Consider the following 16,312-nt stretch of genomic DNA (forward strand, 5'->3'; position numbering starts at 1 on the left):
GCGGCGTCGCGGCGGGCGCCGGCTCGGAGAGCGGTTTGAACTCGTCTGGTGTGGCCTGGTTCATAGCGCTCACCGGCAATCCTGGATCACAACGTCAAAGATGCAGTCCAGCGCCTGCTCCCGCCAGAGCCTCACGGTCAGGAGGGGGTCGGTTTGAACATCTGTTCGAAGAATCGAAATGGATCGCAGCACCTGGCGTCGCGGATCGTCCGGCGGCCACGTCACACTGGTCGAACTCGAACCCCGATAGACAAACCCCGCGGGGACACTTCGGCGCAGCGGGAGATTGTCGACGCGTCCAGGGCGAGTGATCCGCAGTCCCAGGCCCGTCTCACCGTCAGTGAGTTCGATACGGCAGGGCGCAACCTCGCCGCACTCGGCAACAATGGCGGTCGCGCTGCCGGTGAGTCGCGCCGGCTCGATGGAGCGGAATGGTCCGCCCCCCTGCAGCATACGATCAAGGGAAAGTTCCGCGGCCCGTTCGGCCTGCAACTGGACGGTCGCCTGACTGGTGAGGCGCTGGCCCCGCTCAAGCAATCCCACGCCCGCAGTCAGACCGCCGACCGCCAAGCCGAGGATGGCGAGGGCGGCCAGGGTTTCAGCAAGGGTGTAGCCGGCCTGGCTCATGCGGGGTCGGCGGCGGGACAAGTGACTTGCGTCGCGGCCTGATAGGCCCGCCCGCCGGAAGCACTCACCAGATCGACCGAGCGGCGGCAAATCTCGATCGGGCGCTCTGCGCCGGTAGGACGGGTTTGTAGCCGCCAAGTGAAGCCCGTAGCCTGGCCAGACAGATCTTCTAGGGCTTCTGGCGGGGTCTCGAGCAACATTGTCATCAGGCTCTGAGCCCGGCGAACTTCGGTGGCGAGGACCGTGACACGGCGCGCCTGTTCCATGACTATGAGGCTCATGATGATTGCTGTGGAAAGAAGCATCAACGCGATCATGGCATCGACGACGGCGTACCCGGATTGACCGCCCTCGCCTAAGGGCTCGCAACCGAGAAACCGTGGGCGGGCGGGCCGCAAAGAGTGCTTTGATACCAAGCTCCGCCCCCCAGCGTTGCAGTTAGACGCCTATCATATACAGAGGGTTGCGCAACTCTGAGTTTGATCCTGGACAGCGGCGACGATGGGCTTTGAGGACGGGGTCACGCACACCACCCTCGGGATTGGTCGCCGATCCCACCGGGCGCGATCTTGGGCGCTCGTCGGGTCGGCGCTGTTCCACGCTGGTGTCCTTGTGGCCCTGTTCGGCTCGGCGAGTGGCGACGTGATCGCCGGCGCTGAGGGCGGCGGCAGCCTCGGACCGGTGTTTCAAGTGGCCCTTGTAGCGCCACCGCCTCGCGCGGCCGCCGGCGCACCCGCGCCGTCCGACGCTGGCCTCCGCCCCCTGCTGGCGAGACTGGAGGCCCACTCCGAGGCGCGTCCGGTCGTTCAGACCCCCGCCAATTCACCGGCTCTGTCCCAGATGTTCGAACGGCTGAGAGATCGCACCCCCTCGCCGCCCGCGCCGAAGGTCTCACCGCCTTTGGAGGCGGAGAGCGACCGCAAGGAGGCCGCCCCGTCCGCGCCACAGACCATGGCCAAGGAGGTTTCCTCCAAAGCCGCCACAGGGCGAGCGGCAGCCTCCGAGTCGCGCCTGGGCGAGGCCCTGGGCGGATCTTCAGGAGCCCTCGCCGGGCGAATTGAGCCCTGCCTCCGCGGCCGCGCTTCAGGGCCGATCCCTGTCTTGCTGGAGGTTTCCCTCGACAGCCGAGGGGGTCTGAGCGTGCCGCCGAAGATCCTGCGCGCGCCAGGAGCCGACCCCACAGAGGCGCGCCTGCGCGCCGAGGCGCAAGCGCTTTCCTCTCTCGCGGCCTGCCTTCCAAGGGGTGATCTTCGTCTCGGCGGCAAGACCTATCAGCTGGAATTCGGAGGCGGCCGCTAGGCCCCGCTAAAGAGGCCGGAATATAAGCGCCGCGGCGGCTTGCAGACCGGGATTTAAAAACACCCTCAAGACGCAACTTGCATCTAGCCGCCATCCGAGATTGTATCTCTCGACCTAGCCGTGGGGGGCATATGGCGTCTTTTTCGCTGCGGCGACTTCGCAGCGCATTTATGGCTGCGTCACTGCTTTGCGGTGTGGCAGCTAGTGCGCTCCATGCTGAAACCACGGTCTACAACTACGACGCCCTGGGCCGTTTGACGGGGGCCGTGGACTCCAACGGTCGAGCCGTCGCCTATCAGTATGACGACGCGGGCAATCGCATCCAGGTCAGCAATGGCGTGAAGGCCGGCGAGATCATCCCGCTCAGCTTCGCATCCTCTTCGACGGCGCCAGGATCGACGTCCCTCGGCGCAGCGGGCATGCGCGACGTCAATTTCGGTTTCTCAAACTCGATCCTGGTGACGGCTTCGGAGGCCCAGCCCTGGATCACCGCCGACCTCGGCGTTTCGACCTATGTCGACCATATCAGCCTAGCGGCCGCCATCGACGCAGACCACGGCATTAATGAGGCCAACCTCAACGGCGCGGTAGTTCAGACCTCTGACGACGGCTCGACCTGGACCTCCGACATCTCGATTTCTGGCGCCATCCCGGGCGCCTACAAGGACGTCTCACCGCGAAACAACGCACGGTACATCCGAGTCAAACGCACCATCGCTGGCCAGCTTGCGGCTGGAGATTTCCGGGTCTTCACCTCCAGCTCAAGCAGCGGCGCGCCCCTCTTGGACTTCACGCTGCCCGCCAAGCATGTCGAGATCCCCTACGGCTCAGTCGCGACGATAGAGCCCCTCGCCGGCTACGATGATCCCTCTCATCCAGGGGCAACGATCCGATCAGCACAAGTCGCCGCCCCGGCCAATGTGTCGGTGTTGGGGACAAGTATTGTTTATTTCCCACCTCCCTTCTTCTCCGGCACCGACCAGATCACATACCTGGTGGAGGACGCGAACCACGCGACCGCCACCGGTCAAATCACGATCACTGTGCTTCCCCCCGCACCAAATGCGCTAATCGCCATGGACGACGTCATCCGTGGACAGATGGACGGCGGGGGCGCCGTCAATCCACTTCTAAACGACAGCGATCCAGATGGTGGCCAACTCTATGTCGTGAGCCACACCAATCCCGCCCATGGTTCTGTCGTCGTCGCCGGCGGCTACCTTTTCGACTACCATCCGACGCTAGGCTATGTGGGTTCTGACAGCTTCACCTATACGGTCTCGAACCAAGCTGGCGGTGGAGCAGGCGCGAAGTTCTCGACGGCGACCGTCCACATCACGATCCATCCCACCAATCACGCGCCGACTGCCACCAACGATAGTGGCGGCGTGAATGCCGGCGCGACAACAACCGTTACGCCGCTCACCAACGACACCGACGCAGACGCCGACGCCCTCGTGATCATTGCCTCAACGGCCCCGGTCCGCGGAACGGCAAGCATTAATAGTGGCGGACAATCAATCAATTACACCGCGCCTAACGCCTTCTCGGGCCTCGACACCTTCACATATACTATTTCCGACGGATGGGGTGGGACCTCCACGGCCACAGTCACCATCACGGTATCCGATCCGGGTAACCGGCCGCCCACAGCGGTCAATGACAATGTCGCGGCCTCTCAAAGCTCCACCATCAGCTTCGACCCCCGCGCCAATGACAGCGACCCCGATGGGGACAATCTGACCATTGCGTCGGTCAGCGTCCCACTTCACGGAAGTGCGGCCATCACAACTGGCGGACTAGTCGCCTATACGCCGACCGCATTCTACATCGGGCCTGATAGCTTCTCGTACACAATCGCTGACGGACGCGGTGCTAGCGGAACGGCTATGATCGCAGTCCATGTCGCTCCCAATGATTCACCCGTGGCGGTCACTGACGCGATCTCGACAGCCTCCAACCTGCCGAGAATCTTTGACCCACGCACCAATGATAGTGATCCCGACGGCGATCTCCTGACCGTAGCTTCCGTCAGCCTACCCCTGCACGGAACCGCCAGTCGCAATGTGGACGGAACCGTCACCTATGCTGCGACCACGGGTTATGTCGGCGCTGACAGCTTCACCTATGTCCTCAGTGACGGGCACGGTGGGGTAGCGACTGGAACGGTGAATGTAACGGTCCTGCCGCCAGAGCTTCTGTCGGTCATGGAGCCCGCAAACTATCCAAACACATTCAGTATCTCTGGCTTGACATTTTCTTCGTCTAGTCAGTTTGCAGGTAACGTTTATCTCAACCGCGGCATTGGTTCAGGTAAGATTTACTGGGAAGTTAAAAAGGTTTGCGGAATTATATTCACGGGCGTCACCAACAACATCAGCACCTCGAGAGATTCGGGCGGGTTCAATAACTATAACGCTGGGGTCAACAGCTGGGACGGAATCACCTGGGCGGGAGCCAACAGCGCTACTGCAGGTGTTGGAGCCGGCGCCAACAACGACATCTACGGTTTCGCCCTTGACCCTGCTGCACGAACCCTTCGAATCTACCGCAACAACGTTCTGGGGGCGACACGAAGCCTACCCTTCGGCGGACCTTACTACCCCCACTCTGGCGTCCAGAACTGGAACAGCCCCTGCACGGCGCAGGCCCAGTTCAAGTACGGGGCGGGCCAGACGGCTTATGCGCCGCCGGCGGGCTACAATCACTTCACGCCGCTGTCGCAGAACAGCGCGCCAGTCGCCAGCAACGACAGCGCCTCCGCCAACGCCGGCCAGCCAACCAACATACAGCCGCTGACGAATGACAACGACGCGGACGGAGACTTCCTGTCCCTCGTCAACGTGACACCGCCCAATCAAGGCAGCGTCACGATCGACGGCGCGACCTTGGTCTACACCTCGGCTGCCGGCTACTCCGGCTCTGACGTATTCTCTTACACACTCACAGACGGCCGCGGCGGAACCGCCACGGCGTCTGTGAGTGTGACTGTGTCTCCAGCCACACGAATTTTCTCCATCAGCCCCTCCGTGAACGGCAAGTCGACTTGGAACCTCGATGTCGACGGTGCGCTGAACCTTGCCTCGGCAGGGGCCTGGACCATCGTTCCGTCCACGACCTTCACGGCCCCCTCCAAAACCTGGGGCGGTGGCGGTGGCAACGCGTCAAACAGCCAGAATGGCGGCGCCGGTGGCGCCGCGGTCGGCAATGTCACACTGACTGCCGGCGTCTCATACACTCTCTACGTTGGAGCCGGCGGAACTAGCGGCGGAGAGCATGGTCTTGGGGGCGGTTATTCGGGCATTCGGGCGACTTCTGGCGCTGCGGTCCTGATCGCCGGCGGTGGCGGCACGGCGGGCAACTACGGACACGGCGGCGCAGGCGGCGGGACGGCCGGCCTGGCCGCCAACGGCGGCGGCGGCACTCAGACTGGCGGCGGCAACGGCGGCGGCGGTCAGTTCCCCGGCGGTACAGGCAGCGCCTGGACTGGCGGGACGGACGGCTATCACGGCCAGATGGCCGGAGGCGCCGGCTACTATGGCGGCGGCGGCGGCGGCGCTGATCCCTACACCTATTACGGCTCGGGCGGCGGCTCCGGGTACTACGACCCGGCCAAGGTCTTCAGTGCGATCCTATCCGCCGGAACAAGCACCTCCCCAGGCGCAGCCTCGGACACGATGCGTGGCGGCGCGGGCGCGCCGGCGGGACCTGGACGTCTGATCCTTGGCGATCCTTCCGCCAACCTGGCGCCCGTGGCAGCGAACGACAATGCGACGACGGAATTGGACACCGCCAAGACCGTATCGCCTCTCGCGAACGACACGGACTCCAACGGGGACAACCTCTCTGTCAGCTCGGTCGGCGTCCCGAGCCACGGGCTGGCGTCGGTCTCCAGCGCTGCTGCTATCCTCTACACACCGACCGCCGGCTATTCCGGCCCCGACATCTTCAGCTACACCATATCTGACGGGCGGGGAGGAAGCGCCACTGCGACGGTCTCCATGACTGTGCGGGCGGCGAACCAGGCTCCTGTTGCGGTCAACGACGCCACCTCGACGCCATCAAACGCCGTGCTGACCTTCGACCCTAGGCTCAACGACAGTGATCCCGACGGCGATGCACTCTCGGTCTCCGCGGTCGGAACTCCGGCTCATGGGACCGTTACGATCGGGTTGGGCGGCTCAAACGTGACCTATACGGCCACGGCAGGCTACCTCGGAGCCGATGGCTTCACTTACACGGTGTCCGATGGTCGGGGCGGAACCTCGAACGCAACAATCGCTGTCACCGTTACGCCCCCGTTGAACGCCTGGGATCCGTCCACCAAGGCGGCCAGCATCGTGCTCTCGAATGGTAATGTCACCGCCACGCATGGCGCGGGCGCGGGCGATGCAAGCGTGCGAGGAACCCAGGCGGCCAGCAGCGGAAAGATGCACTTCGAGGTGACGATCGGTCAGCGAACCGGTCAGCGCCCCGGAGTTGGTATCGTCAACGCGTCCGCCTCCATGAATACCTACGTGGGCGCTGACTCGAACGGCATAGCGCTCTATCCCAACGGCACGATCATTGCCTCCGGTCAGCAACTGGCGGCTCCGGGCATCACCTTTGGCCCGGGCGACGTCATCGCTGTCGAACTCGACGTCGCCAATCGGCTTGCCTATTTCCAGAAGGCCGGAGGCACCCGATCAACGGGTATCAGCTTCAGCTCCGTTGTGGGCTCCGTCTATCCAGCCGCAACCATCACTGGCGTTAGCGATGCTGTGACTGCGAACTTTGGCGGCTCCCCATGGCTGGTGACTCCGACCAGCGGATATGGTTCGACGCCAAACGCGAACCCTGTCGCGGTCCCCGATAGCGTCGCCGCGGTGGACGGTGTTGCAGCGTCGCTTTCCCCGCTCGGGAATGACAGCGATCCAGAAGGCGATAGCCTCACCATCAGTTCGGTTGGGACGCCGGCACACGGATCGGCTTCGATAACCACGGGATCGAAGGCCGTCGTTTACACCTCAACGGCCGGATACACGGGCTTTGACAGCTTCACCTACAGTATCTCTGATGGGCGGGGCGGCGTCGCGACGTCGACCGTCAACCTTACGATCTCTAGCCAATCCTTCGACTACTTGGTGGTGGCCGGCGGCGGCGGCGGCGGCGGGTCGTGGTTCGGGAGCCCTGGTGGCGGCGGTGGCGGTGGGGTCATTTCCGTCACTGGCGCGATACTTCCGGGCGCCTACACCATCACAGTTGGCGCGGGTGGGGCTGGTGGCGCGAATAACGGATTCCCTGGCAGCGGCGGAAACAGCAGCATCGGCCCGGGAATAACCGCCATTGGCGGCGGATACGGCGGCTCCGGCTACGATCCCGGGCGTCGTACCGGCGGCACAGGCGGCTCCGGCGGAGGAACCTGGGGCGCGATGTCGGGCGCTGGCGGTGCTGGGTCAACAGGTATGGGCAACAACGGCGGCGCCGGTTACGGGGCGGATTCCGCAAAGGGCGCCGGCGGCGGCGGCGGCGCGGCGGCGGCGGGTTCGTCGGGAAGTCCCGGCGCCAGTGGCGCGGGCGGCGCAGGCTATGCAAATAGCATTAGCGGCGCGAGCCTAATCTATGGATCGGGCGGTGGCGGTGGCGGCAACGCCAGCAACGGCAATGGACCGTCAGCCGCGTCCGGCGGAACGAACGCCGGAAATGGGACGAACAGCGGAAACGGCGGCAACGCCACGGCGAACCTCGGCGGTGGCGGCGGCGGAGCTGGCTTTGCTGCGGCTGGAGGAAGTGGCGGCTCTGGTGTGGTGATCATCCGCTACCTAATCGGCACCGCCTCCGCGACCGGGGGATCTGTAACCACTGTCGGCGGGTACACAGTTCACACCTTCACATCGGGGGGCGTCTTCAGCCTTGCGAACACGATTGGCCTCAACCTCAATCCCGTCGCGGCGAACGACAGCGCCATCGCGGTCCGCAATGCCGTGACCACCCTTTCGCCTCTGCTCAATGACAGCGACGGCAATGGCGACCCCCTGACGATCTCCACGGTCGGGAGCCCGGCGCACGGCTCGGCAGTCATCGCCAGCGGCTTGACCACCATCACATACACGCCAGCCGCAGGGTACGTGGGCGCGGACAGCTTCAGCTACTCGATCTCAGATGGGCGAGGTGGGAGTTCAGCAGCGACGGCCAATGTCACCGTCGCTACGGATCAACGAAACTTCTTCATCAGCCCGGCGGTAAACGGCCACACCAGCTGGGACCTGGACGACGATGGCCCCTTGAGCCTCGGGACCGCCGGGACCTGGACGATCACACCCACCCGAACCTTCACTGTGCCGACCAAGGCCTGGGGCGCAGGCGGTGGTGGCACGTTGGGCGGGGCGGGCGGCTACGCTGAGGGGGCCATCACCTTCAGCGCCGGTCAGAGCTATTCCCTCTATGTCGCCGCGCCTGGCGTTGTGCATCCAAACGGGCCGGTCGGCGGCGGCGGGGCCCCGGGAGGCGGGAATGTGCAGGCCAGCACAGCCGGCACCGGCGGTGGCGGGTATTCCGGCATTCGCCAGGCGGGAGGCACGGCGATTCTCATCGCCGGTGGTGGTGGTGGTGAAGCCGCTGGCTATCCCAACCGGGCGGGCGCGGGGGGCGGCTCGTCGGGAGCCGCCGGCGCCGGCGGAGCCTGGTACGCAAACCCTGGGCAGGGCGGAACCGCGACCGCAGGCGGCAGCGCGGGGACAGGCGCCTATTCGACAGGCGGTCCCGGCTCAGCCTTCCAGGGGGGATACGGCAACAACTCGGGCGCGGGGGGCGGCGGCTACTATGGTGGTGGTGGCGGCGGATCCGGTGATGATGGTGTTGACGGCCTGTTATCGCCGGGCGGCGGAGGGTCTGGATATTACAATCCAGCCTACGTCAGCTCTGGGGTCTTGACCGCCGGCAGTGGCGCAAACCCGGGAAATAGTAGCGACACCGCACGCCAAGGCGCCGGAGCCCCAGCGACTGCCGGACGCGTTCGCTTCCAGTGAACAGATCAACCCAAGCCTGACGCCAGGTTTGCCAACAAGCCATCGAGCCCCGGCGAACCTCGGGCCTGGGAAATGCACCCGGCAATAGCAGGGACATTGACCGAGCAGCGCCGGCCAGGCGGGAAATGGAGGGGCGACTGAGACTAATGGAGCCTACAAAAGGGTAGTCCTTGGGTAATCCGCCCGTTACGCAGGGGACAGCTCGCCCCGAGCAAGACCTTGGGCATTTTCGCGACACGGGCAGCGTGTTAGGCAACCACCCGCGCCAAGAAACTCGACTTTTTCCGCCAGCCAAAGTGAAACGAAATGACTAATCAGGAAGCTTGGTTCGCCCCCGGTGGCGGAATGACGCAAATTGACGGCTTTATTAGTCCAAGAGCAGCTCGCGCTATCAGCGCTATCCTTGCTCAGCAATCAAAGCTTGAGGTCGAGGGTTCCCTCGCTGAGATCGGAACGTTCAAAGGTAAGACTTTCGTCGGCCTAGCCCTGAGCGCTCTACCCAGTGAAAGAGTTATTGGCTACGATCTATTCCCTGACGCGATGGCCCACGATTTATCGGTAGCTATTGACAAAGCTCTTCCACCGGAAGGACGCCCAACTGTTCAGCTGGTTATGAAGGACACATCCACCCTGAAGACGGTTGACTGGATGAGGTTGCTCCAGGCTCCAGCGAGATTTGTGCACATTGATGGAGACCACACGTATAGGGCAGTATTGAGCGATCTCCAGCTCGCCACTTCCCATCTCTCAGATCAGGCAGTAGTGGTTATCGACGACTATCTTCACGACTGGTATCCGGACGTAACTGAAGGCGTCTTGGATGGGCTCCGTGTCGCGAAGGATCTGCGCCCGGTTGCGGTCATTCCCCGCTCCGGGTCCCTCCTACGGGGTGGAACCAAACTGATCTGTGCAACGGCGAGCGGGGTTAAGTCTTACACCGAACTGATGCGGGCAACGTTTTCAGAACTTACAGCCCACGAAATAAATATTGCAGGTCATCCCGCGATAACGTTCTTTAACAACGACTAGTTTTCTTGGCCTTGGCCACTGTATTTATCTGCATAGCATATTGATAAACCGACGATGGCGGCGAAAAGATGTTTGAAAGTGACCGTGTGGAAACCTTGGGCTCGGTTATCCTGACCTCTATACTCTATGAAGATGCGAACGAACGCGGTGAACCCTGGCCATCGTCAGCTGCTGAGCAAGCAGCCTTCGCGACGCGGATTCTTGGCGCACTGGAAATAGTTCGGCAGCTTGCCGCCCTCCACCCGTTGGCTGGAAACGACCAGCGCCTAGTGGCCGGTCTTATTCAACGTGCAAAGGCGTTGACCCAGGGCAATTCCTGAGAGCCGGCCGAGCATCGGATCGAATGCAAGACTGAAGATGTGCCGCTCCCTCATAACGTTGGCCGTCGCTGCGCTGCGGCTGTAGCGAGCGAAATTGGCTCTTTCGTGCAGACCCCATCGAGCGCAACTCTTATCCAGCGCACCGCCAGTTCGTCGGCATCTCTGGACGCACTTCTGGGAGGCTCAAACTCTGCATGATATGAGGCAAATCTCGGTCAGGTCTCGTGGCGAGCTTTGACGCCGACTCTAGGAAAGGCCGGGCTGGATGGACATAATTGCGCGAGTTAAAGCTGGCCAACAGGCCGAAGTTATCGCCGAACTTCAGGATCGCTTAAGCCGGGGAGACTCGTCAGCCTTGAACAATCTGGCGGTAGTCCACCGCCATATCGGCGACAATCTGCGGGAAACTTCCTATGCCTTGGCTTCATACCAGCAAGATCCTGCATCCATCGGAACGGTGCACACCCTCTTCCGCGCGCTGAACTCCGGCGGACAGTTTCGGCTGATCGCCGACATCTACCGCGCATTCGCGTCTCCCGGGCGACTTCAACGCGCGCAGCATCTAAATGCCGCCCTAGCTTTTATCCGGGTCAACCGCACCGAAGAGGCGAAGGCTGCCCTCTCGCGCATCAGTGACTATCCGCGCCATGAGGTTGATGACCTTGGGGTAGCTGCCGCCCTGGCTGGCGCGCTTTCAGAGCACTCGGAGGTCCTGACCTTGCTCGACGCTCTGGGCTCGTTGGGTTTGGAAATCCGAGGTCGCCGTTTTACCGAGCTGTTTGCCGCCGGTGAGATGGAGCAAGCGCTGGTTCTCTTCAAACTCCACAGAGGTTCAGTGGAAGACGTGGCCAGGCAATCAAAGCTCGCCATGCTTAGTGCAATGATGATCGACGATCGGGCGACAGTGGCGGAGTTGGCGCCAATTCAATCGCAGGGACTTCAGAAGTTCGCCGAGGTCTATCTGTCAAACCAAGACGAGGTCGAGGTTTCCGGTCGATCACGGCCATACCGATTCCCCTTCACTGCAGCTAATTTCTCGATCTCGCTGCGGCATGCCATTGGCCAATTTTATGAAGAAGGCGCGCTACGCACCCTTCAGAACGTCCTCTCTCCAGGCGACGTCGTGCTGGATGTGGGTGCGAACATCGGCAACCACGCCGTATTCTTCGCCGGGGAAGCGGCATGCAAGGTCGTCGCGTTTGAGTGCAATCCAAACCTCGTGGCCCGGCTACGCGCAACCGTCCGCCTCAACCAGCTTGAAGCTCAGATCAACCTTGACCATCTGGGAGCTGCTGTCTCCGACAAGGTCGGGACTTCGCACTTCAACTTTATTCGCGAAGACTTTTCCAATGTGTCTGCAACGCCGACAAAAGGCACAGAGCCTGTACCCTCCATCACGCTCGACAGCTTGGCGCTCACTGCTTGTCGGCTTCTGAAAATCGACGTGGATGGTGGCGAACTACCAGTTCTGCATGGGGCGGACACACTCTTGCGAACTATTCGCCCGATCGTCGCGATTGAGGTGATGAACTACAATATTTCCGCTGTCCTTCAGTTGTTCAGCACCTACGACTACGAGCTCGTGCGGGAGGATGCCGGACCACAGATATACAGCGACTTCGTATTTGCGCCCCGAGAGATGGGACTGTCGTTCTTCTAGGTAGGCCCTCCAACTATGATTTGACCTCACAGTAGCGCCAGAGGGCTGGTGCTCCCCTTCACAATCATCAATGAGCACCTTCGAGGCGGTGAGCGCTCATGACGTACCGGAGACAACTCGACCCCCGACTGCGCGCACCGCCAGACCGTCAGGGCAACTTGGCTCTGGCCTCATACTTGTCCAACGCGGCCTTCTCCGGCTCCGTGATCCTGTGTGGCTTACGGAGGGTCTGTTCCGTCAGTTCAAACCCGATCGCTTCGCCGTCAGGGACCAATCGAAGTCCCTTCTCGCCGTCCTCTATGGTCCAGCCCCGCCTTTCCAGCGCGTTGACGAACAGACGAAGCAGGTGACCGATCCGGTCAGCTTCCCACTTCCGACTTGGGCCCAGTAGCCACGGCCCGGCGTGGGTATGTCGTGGCGATCACACATCGTGCGAAGCGCCGTATCGCTAACAGGCCGCCAGCCGATGCGGCGCATCGAGCGCTGCGCTGCAGCGTATCGCGACGCCTTACCGTGACGCGCCCACCGCCCCTCTGAGTTCGGTGAGGCGTCGCTCGTCCGCGGGGTGGGAGGAGAGCGCTTCTGGCGGAGCGCCTTGCCTCTCCTTTCGTTCGATCATCCGCTCCCAAAAGCGCACCGCTCCGAGTGGCTCCATGCCGGCTTTCCTCATCAGCTCCACGCCCAAGCGGTCAGCCTCCAGTTCGTGGGTGCGGGAATAAGGTAACAAGACGCCGTATGTGGCTCCGAGGCCGAATATACCTGCGACCAGTTGGGCGTTCTCGCCGTTCTCACCGCCGAACGCCATCTGAGCCAAGGTCATCCCGACTTGAGCCGCCAGCTGCTGACTCACCCGCTCCGCGGGGTGGCGCGACACTATGTGAGCGACTTCGTGTCCCAGGACAGCGCCGAGTTCATCGTCACTTGTGGCGAACTCCATCATTCCTCGAAACACCGCCACCTTCCCATTGGGTAGGACGAATGCGTTCAACTCAGGTGAGTCGAAAACAACAAATTCCCAACTGAGATCGTTGCGCCCGGAGACGCCGGTGATCCGCGCCGCGACCCTGGCCAGTCGTTCAGCAATCACGGGACTATTGAAAACGGGGGTCTTGGCGAGCATTTCAGCCCAGGCCTGATCTGCAAGTTGGGCGAGTTGCGAGTCCGGGACGAAGGCCATCTGACGGCGGCCCGTCTGGACGTTGTCGCTGCAGCTTACGAGGGGAAAGGCCAGAAGCCCGCCTATCAAGGCGCGTCGACCACGAGCGAAACAAGAGTGACACATGTCCGGCTAACGCACCCCGCTTCCACCCGCTCCTACGCTACGAAATTTCGCTCGCACCGGGCGTCGACCACTTTGCGTGGTGGGCTCAACTGATCGCAGCAAAACACTCGGCGAAGGTCTCTGCTGGTGTTCGATAGAGCAAGGTCTTTCTGGGCCGTTCGTTGAGTTGGCGGGCGATGGCGCTGAGCTGGGCTTGGCTGTGCACAGACAAGTCGGTCCCGTGGGGCGGGTACCGGCGCGGAAGGCGGTTGGTGTTTTCGCTGGAGCCGCGCTGCCACGGTGAGCGGGGATCGCAGAAGTAGACCGCGACGTCGGAGGCCACAGCCAGACGTTTGTGGTCGGCCAGTTCCTTGCCCCGATCCCGGCGCCGCAAGCGATGCACGACAGGACTCACCTCCCCTTCTGATCGCGGGATACCTTCATTGTCGCGACCGTCGCTTCAGCTCGCGATCCGCTGCATGATCTCGCGCCAGTACTTGAACGGCGCCAGATGGCCAATACCCTCAAGAGGCCGAACTTCGGTGGCATGCTCGCCAACGAAGGCAAGGATGTCCGCCATCGGGCTGAACTGGTCGTCTACGCCGTGCCAGATCACCACGGGCGCGATAGCGGAAGTTAAGGTCATGTTGCGACCGCGGCGGAACGCCGTCATCTCGTCTGCAATGCCACGACCGCCGTGGGCGAGGCATTCGGTGACATAGGCGAAAACGAAATCGGCCATCGCCGGATTGGCTTCGAAGTAGGCGCGATCGGCTTCAGAAAAGCTCGCCAAACGCTTCACGAGTCGACGCGCAAGATCGGGGGACAGACGCATGCGAAGGATCGCGTAGAAGGTCTCCACCACCCAGGGGTGGCTCTCGAAGCGAGCCCGCAGCTCGCTGAGAGGGCTGAGCTCCCGTCCCACCCGCCGCGGGGGGCGCCCGGCGAGGATGAACACACCGGAAACCCGGTCGCCCATCCTTTGGGCGGTGGCGAGGGCGAATGGCGCCCCGGACACGACACCGCACAGGGCTGGTCGATCGAGCCTGAGCCGATCGCAAAGTTCCTCCATATCCTCAGCCACAGTCTCGAAGCTGTAGTGGGGACGGCGATCCGACTGGCCGAAGCCAGGACGTTCGGCGCAAATGAGCCGGAGGTTCAGTGAGTCGGCCAGGTCACCACTCCCAGGCGGCATGAGACTGGAGCTCATGCCGCCGTGGTACACCAGCACCGGTCGACCGGATTGCGGTCCGTAGTCCCGAAAGGCCAGGCGGTGGCCGTCCGCGAGCCGCGCCATGCGGATCGGCGGCGCATCTTCCATCGGAACAGCCGATGGCGCGGCCAAGGCGCCCCCAACCGCCGCCAACTCAGTCAGCGTTCGGATGAGGTCGGACTGCCGGTTCAGGCCCATCTTATCGAAGACCGCGCGAAGTTGGTTTCGGACGGTGTTGACGCTGACACCGAGCGCCTCGGCGGCCTCCGAAAGCCCCAAGCCTTCCCGCAATTTCGCCGCTAGCCGCAGCTCCGCGGCCGTCAGCCCGAAGCTCTCACCGATGACGCCCCAGAGCTGGGGTGCAGGCTGGGCCGCCGGGAACATCAACGCGAAGGCGGCGGGCTCACGCGAGTTGTCACCGGCGAGCGTTGAAACGTCAGCCACGAAGCAGAACACCGGCGGGCCGGCGGCAGACCGTTCGAGCCGCAGGATAGATTGCTGGCCTGACCGCTTCGTCTCGGCCAGCGCGCGCCGCAAGGCTTCTGTGTTGTCGAGGTGGTCGAACTGGAACCTCGTCCCCAACTTAACCGAAGCCAGATGGGGCTCAAGCACGTCATGAGCCAGATCCGTGCACGCCAACACCATGCCGCTCGGCGACAGCAGAACAAGGCCGATCCCCTTCGCCGCACGGTCGGGCGGCCCCTCCCCCGGCGCTCGTGCCAGGGCTGAGACATGGTGAATGCCCTCCAGTTCAGCGGCCACCCGTCCTGGCGGCTCGTCGGTGGCGTGCGGCAGCTCAAGGGCAGAGATGAGGTGTTCCCAGGACTCGGGATGGGCGGCCAACGCATAGAGCGTCTCCACCAGAAGGCGCACGTTCCCCTCGGGCCCGCCACGCCCTACTACGCTCACCACGCTCAACACCACCTCCCCGTTGACGCCCCCAACCTAGGCGCCGGCTGGCGCGATGGAAATCACGAAACGGGGTTTGCGGTCTGACACAAGGGGTCCGCTAGGCCAGCACAGTCGGATGCGCAGGCGCGCCACGGGTTCAATCCTAAATTCCGAGCTGCCATTTGGCGGCGCCCTCTTGGTCAGCAAACCATCGATGAAAGCCAACTGACGCCCCTGGCGCCTCACGGGCACAGCGGGAGGTCGACGGCACGCCAGAGATACATGCGCCGGCCACCGACATTGCAGACCATCGCGTCCACGGGTCGATAAGGTCCTCCAGAAAGCCTCGGCGAGCTGGACGTCCACGTAGCGCGATCCTGTCAGGTCCGTCCCGGAGGGTGAACGCAGACCTTGGGGTCATCCGCCGCCATACCCTGTCGAACCGCCTCCAGCCGCTGCGGAATGGCGCCGTGGATTTCCGCTTCGCTGGCGGCTAACAGATGTCCTGCTTGCAGCACGGACAACAATCCGAGCATCTCCGGCAGGCGCCGCTGAAGGTTGGGGATAGGGTAATCGACGGGACTTCGAGCATGGGCCCGGCCAAGCCACCAGCCGGCATAACAGTCGGCTCGCAGCTCCAGAATCTCGGGATCTTCGCCCCGGTTGGCCGGGCCGTCCGTCAATGCCTGCACATGGTGTCCGACTTCGTGAGCAATCACTAAGGCCGCGAGGGCGCTGTCCTGCGCGAATACGGCCTCGAGGGCGGCGATATCGTTCAGGTCGATCACCACAAGGCCGAGTGAGTAGCCGGCGCCGCGCGCGGGATGGCCGATCGGGGACCGCAGCATCAGCACCCTGGGCGCATCGTACGCCCCGCCTTGCGCTCGAAAGGCGGCGTCCCATTCGCGGCTCGTCGACTCCACGACCGCCAGGACCCGCCTCCTTAGGTTGACATCTTCGCCGGGCGTGACGGCCAGCGCCTGCGTGGCCGCGCACGCAGCCACC

Annotated in this window: 9 protein-coding genes and 1 pseudogene; 4 read left to right on the top strand and 6 right to left on the bottom strand. The window is 63.2% G+C overall.

The genetic code is table 11. The features are described from left to right. Positions 1 to 69 precede the first annotated feature (69 nt). Positions 70 to 627, bottom strand: coding sequence for a prepilin-type N-terminal cleavage/methylation domain-containing protein (locus RMO97_RS19370; RefSeq protein ID WP_310542641.1), 558 nt, complete (start codon positions 625 to 627; stop codon positions 70 to 72). Then, positions 624 to 944: a hypothetical protein gene (locus tag RMO97_RS19375; RefSeq protein ID WP_310542642.1), complete on the bottom strand. Its 321-nt coding sequence runs from the start codon at positions 942 to 944 to the stop codon at positions 624 to 626. Before RMO97_RS19375 ends, RMO97_RS19370 begins: the two co-directional genes overlap by 4 nt. Positions 945 to 2,057: 1,113 nt before the next feature. Here RMO97_RS19375 and RMO97_RS19380 point away from each other — a divergent pair. From RMO97_RS19380 to RMO97_RS19395, 4 genes are all read left to right on the top strand, one after another. Beyond that, a complete protein-coding gene (locus RMO97_RS19380; protein ID WP_310542643.1) occupies positions 2,058 to 8,933 on the top strand; it encodes an Ig-like domain-containing protein in 6,876 nt (2,291 codons plus the stop codon). Positions 8,934 to 9,239: 306 nt separating this feature from the next. Then, the gene (locus tag RMO97_RS19385) at positions 9,240 to 9,962 is read left to right on the top strand and encodes a class I SAM-dependent methyltransferase (RefSeq protein ID WP_310542644.1); all 723 of its coding nucleotides are present in this window, start codon (positions 9,240 to 9,242) and stop codon (positions 9,960 to 9,962) included. 68 nt (positions 9,963 to 10,030) lie between these two features. Then, positions 10,031 to 10,282: a hypothetical protein gene (locus tag RMO97_RS19390; RefSeq protein ID WP_310542645.1), complete on the top strand. Its 252-nt coding sequence runs from the start codon at positions 10,031 to 10,033 to the stop codon at positions 10,280 to 10,282. 355 nt (positions 10,283 to 10,637) lie between these two features. Next, positions 10,638 to 11,942: an FkbM family methyltransferase gene (locus tag RMO97_RS19395; RefSeq protein ID WP_310542646.1), complete on the top strand. Its 1,305-nt coding sequence runs from the start codon at positions 10,638 to 10,640 to the stop codon at positions 11,940 to 11,942. Positions 11,943 to 12,450: 508 nt separating this feature from the next. Here the strand turns inward: RMO97_RS19395 and RMO97_RS19400 are convergent. From RMO97_RS19400 to RMO97_RS19415, 4 genes and pseudogenes are all read right to left on the bottom strand, one after another. Then, positions 12,451 to 13,119, bottom strand: a complete 669-nt coding sequence (locus RMO97_RS19400; RefSeq protein ID WP_310542647.1) for a M48 family metallopeptidase — start codon at positions 13,117 to 13,119, stop codon at positions 12,451 to 12,453. A gap of 190 nt (positions 13,120 to 13,309) precedes the next feature. Then, positions 13,310 to 13,588 (bottom strand): annotated as a pseudogene (locus RMO97_RS19405) (IS30 family transposase); the annotation flags it as partial. A 75-nt stretch (positions 13,589 to 13,663) separates the two neighbouring features. Continuing rightward, positions 13,664 to 15,289, bottom strand: a complete 1,626-nt coding sequence (locus RMO97_RS19410; protein WP_310542648.1) for an alpha/beta fold hydrolase — start codon at positions 15,287 to 15,289, stop codon at positions 13,664 to 13,666. Between the two features lie 398 nt (positions 15,290 to 15,687). After that, a complete protein-coding gene (locus RMO97_RS19415; RefSeq protein ID WP_310542649.1) occupies positions 15,688 to 16,311 on the bottom strand; it encodes a neutral zinc metallopeptidase in 624 nt (207 codons plus the stop codon). Position 16,312 lies beyond the last annotated feature (1 nt).

This window comes from Phenylobacterium sp., assembly GCF_031425575.1.
Lineage (GTDB): Bacteria > Pseudomonadota > Alphaproteobacteria > Caulobacterales > Caulobacteraceae > Phenylobacterium.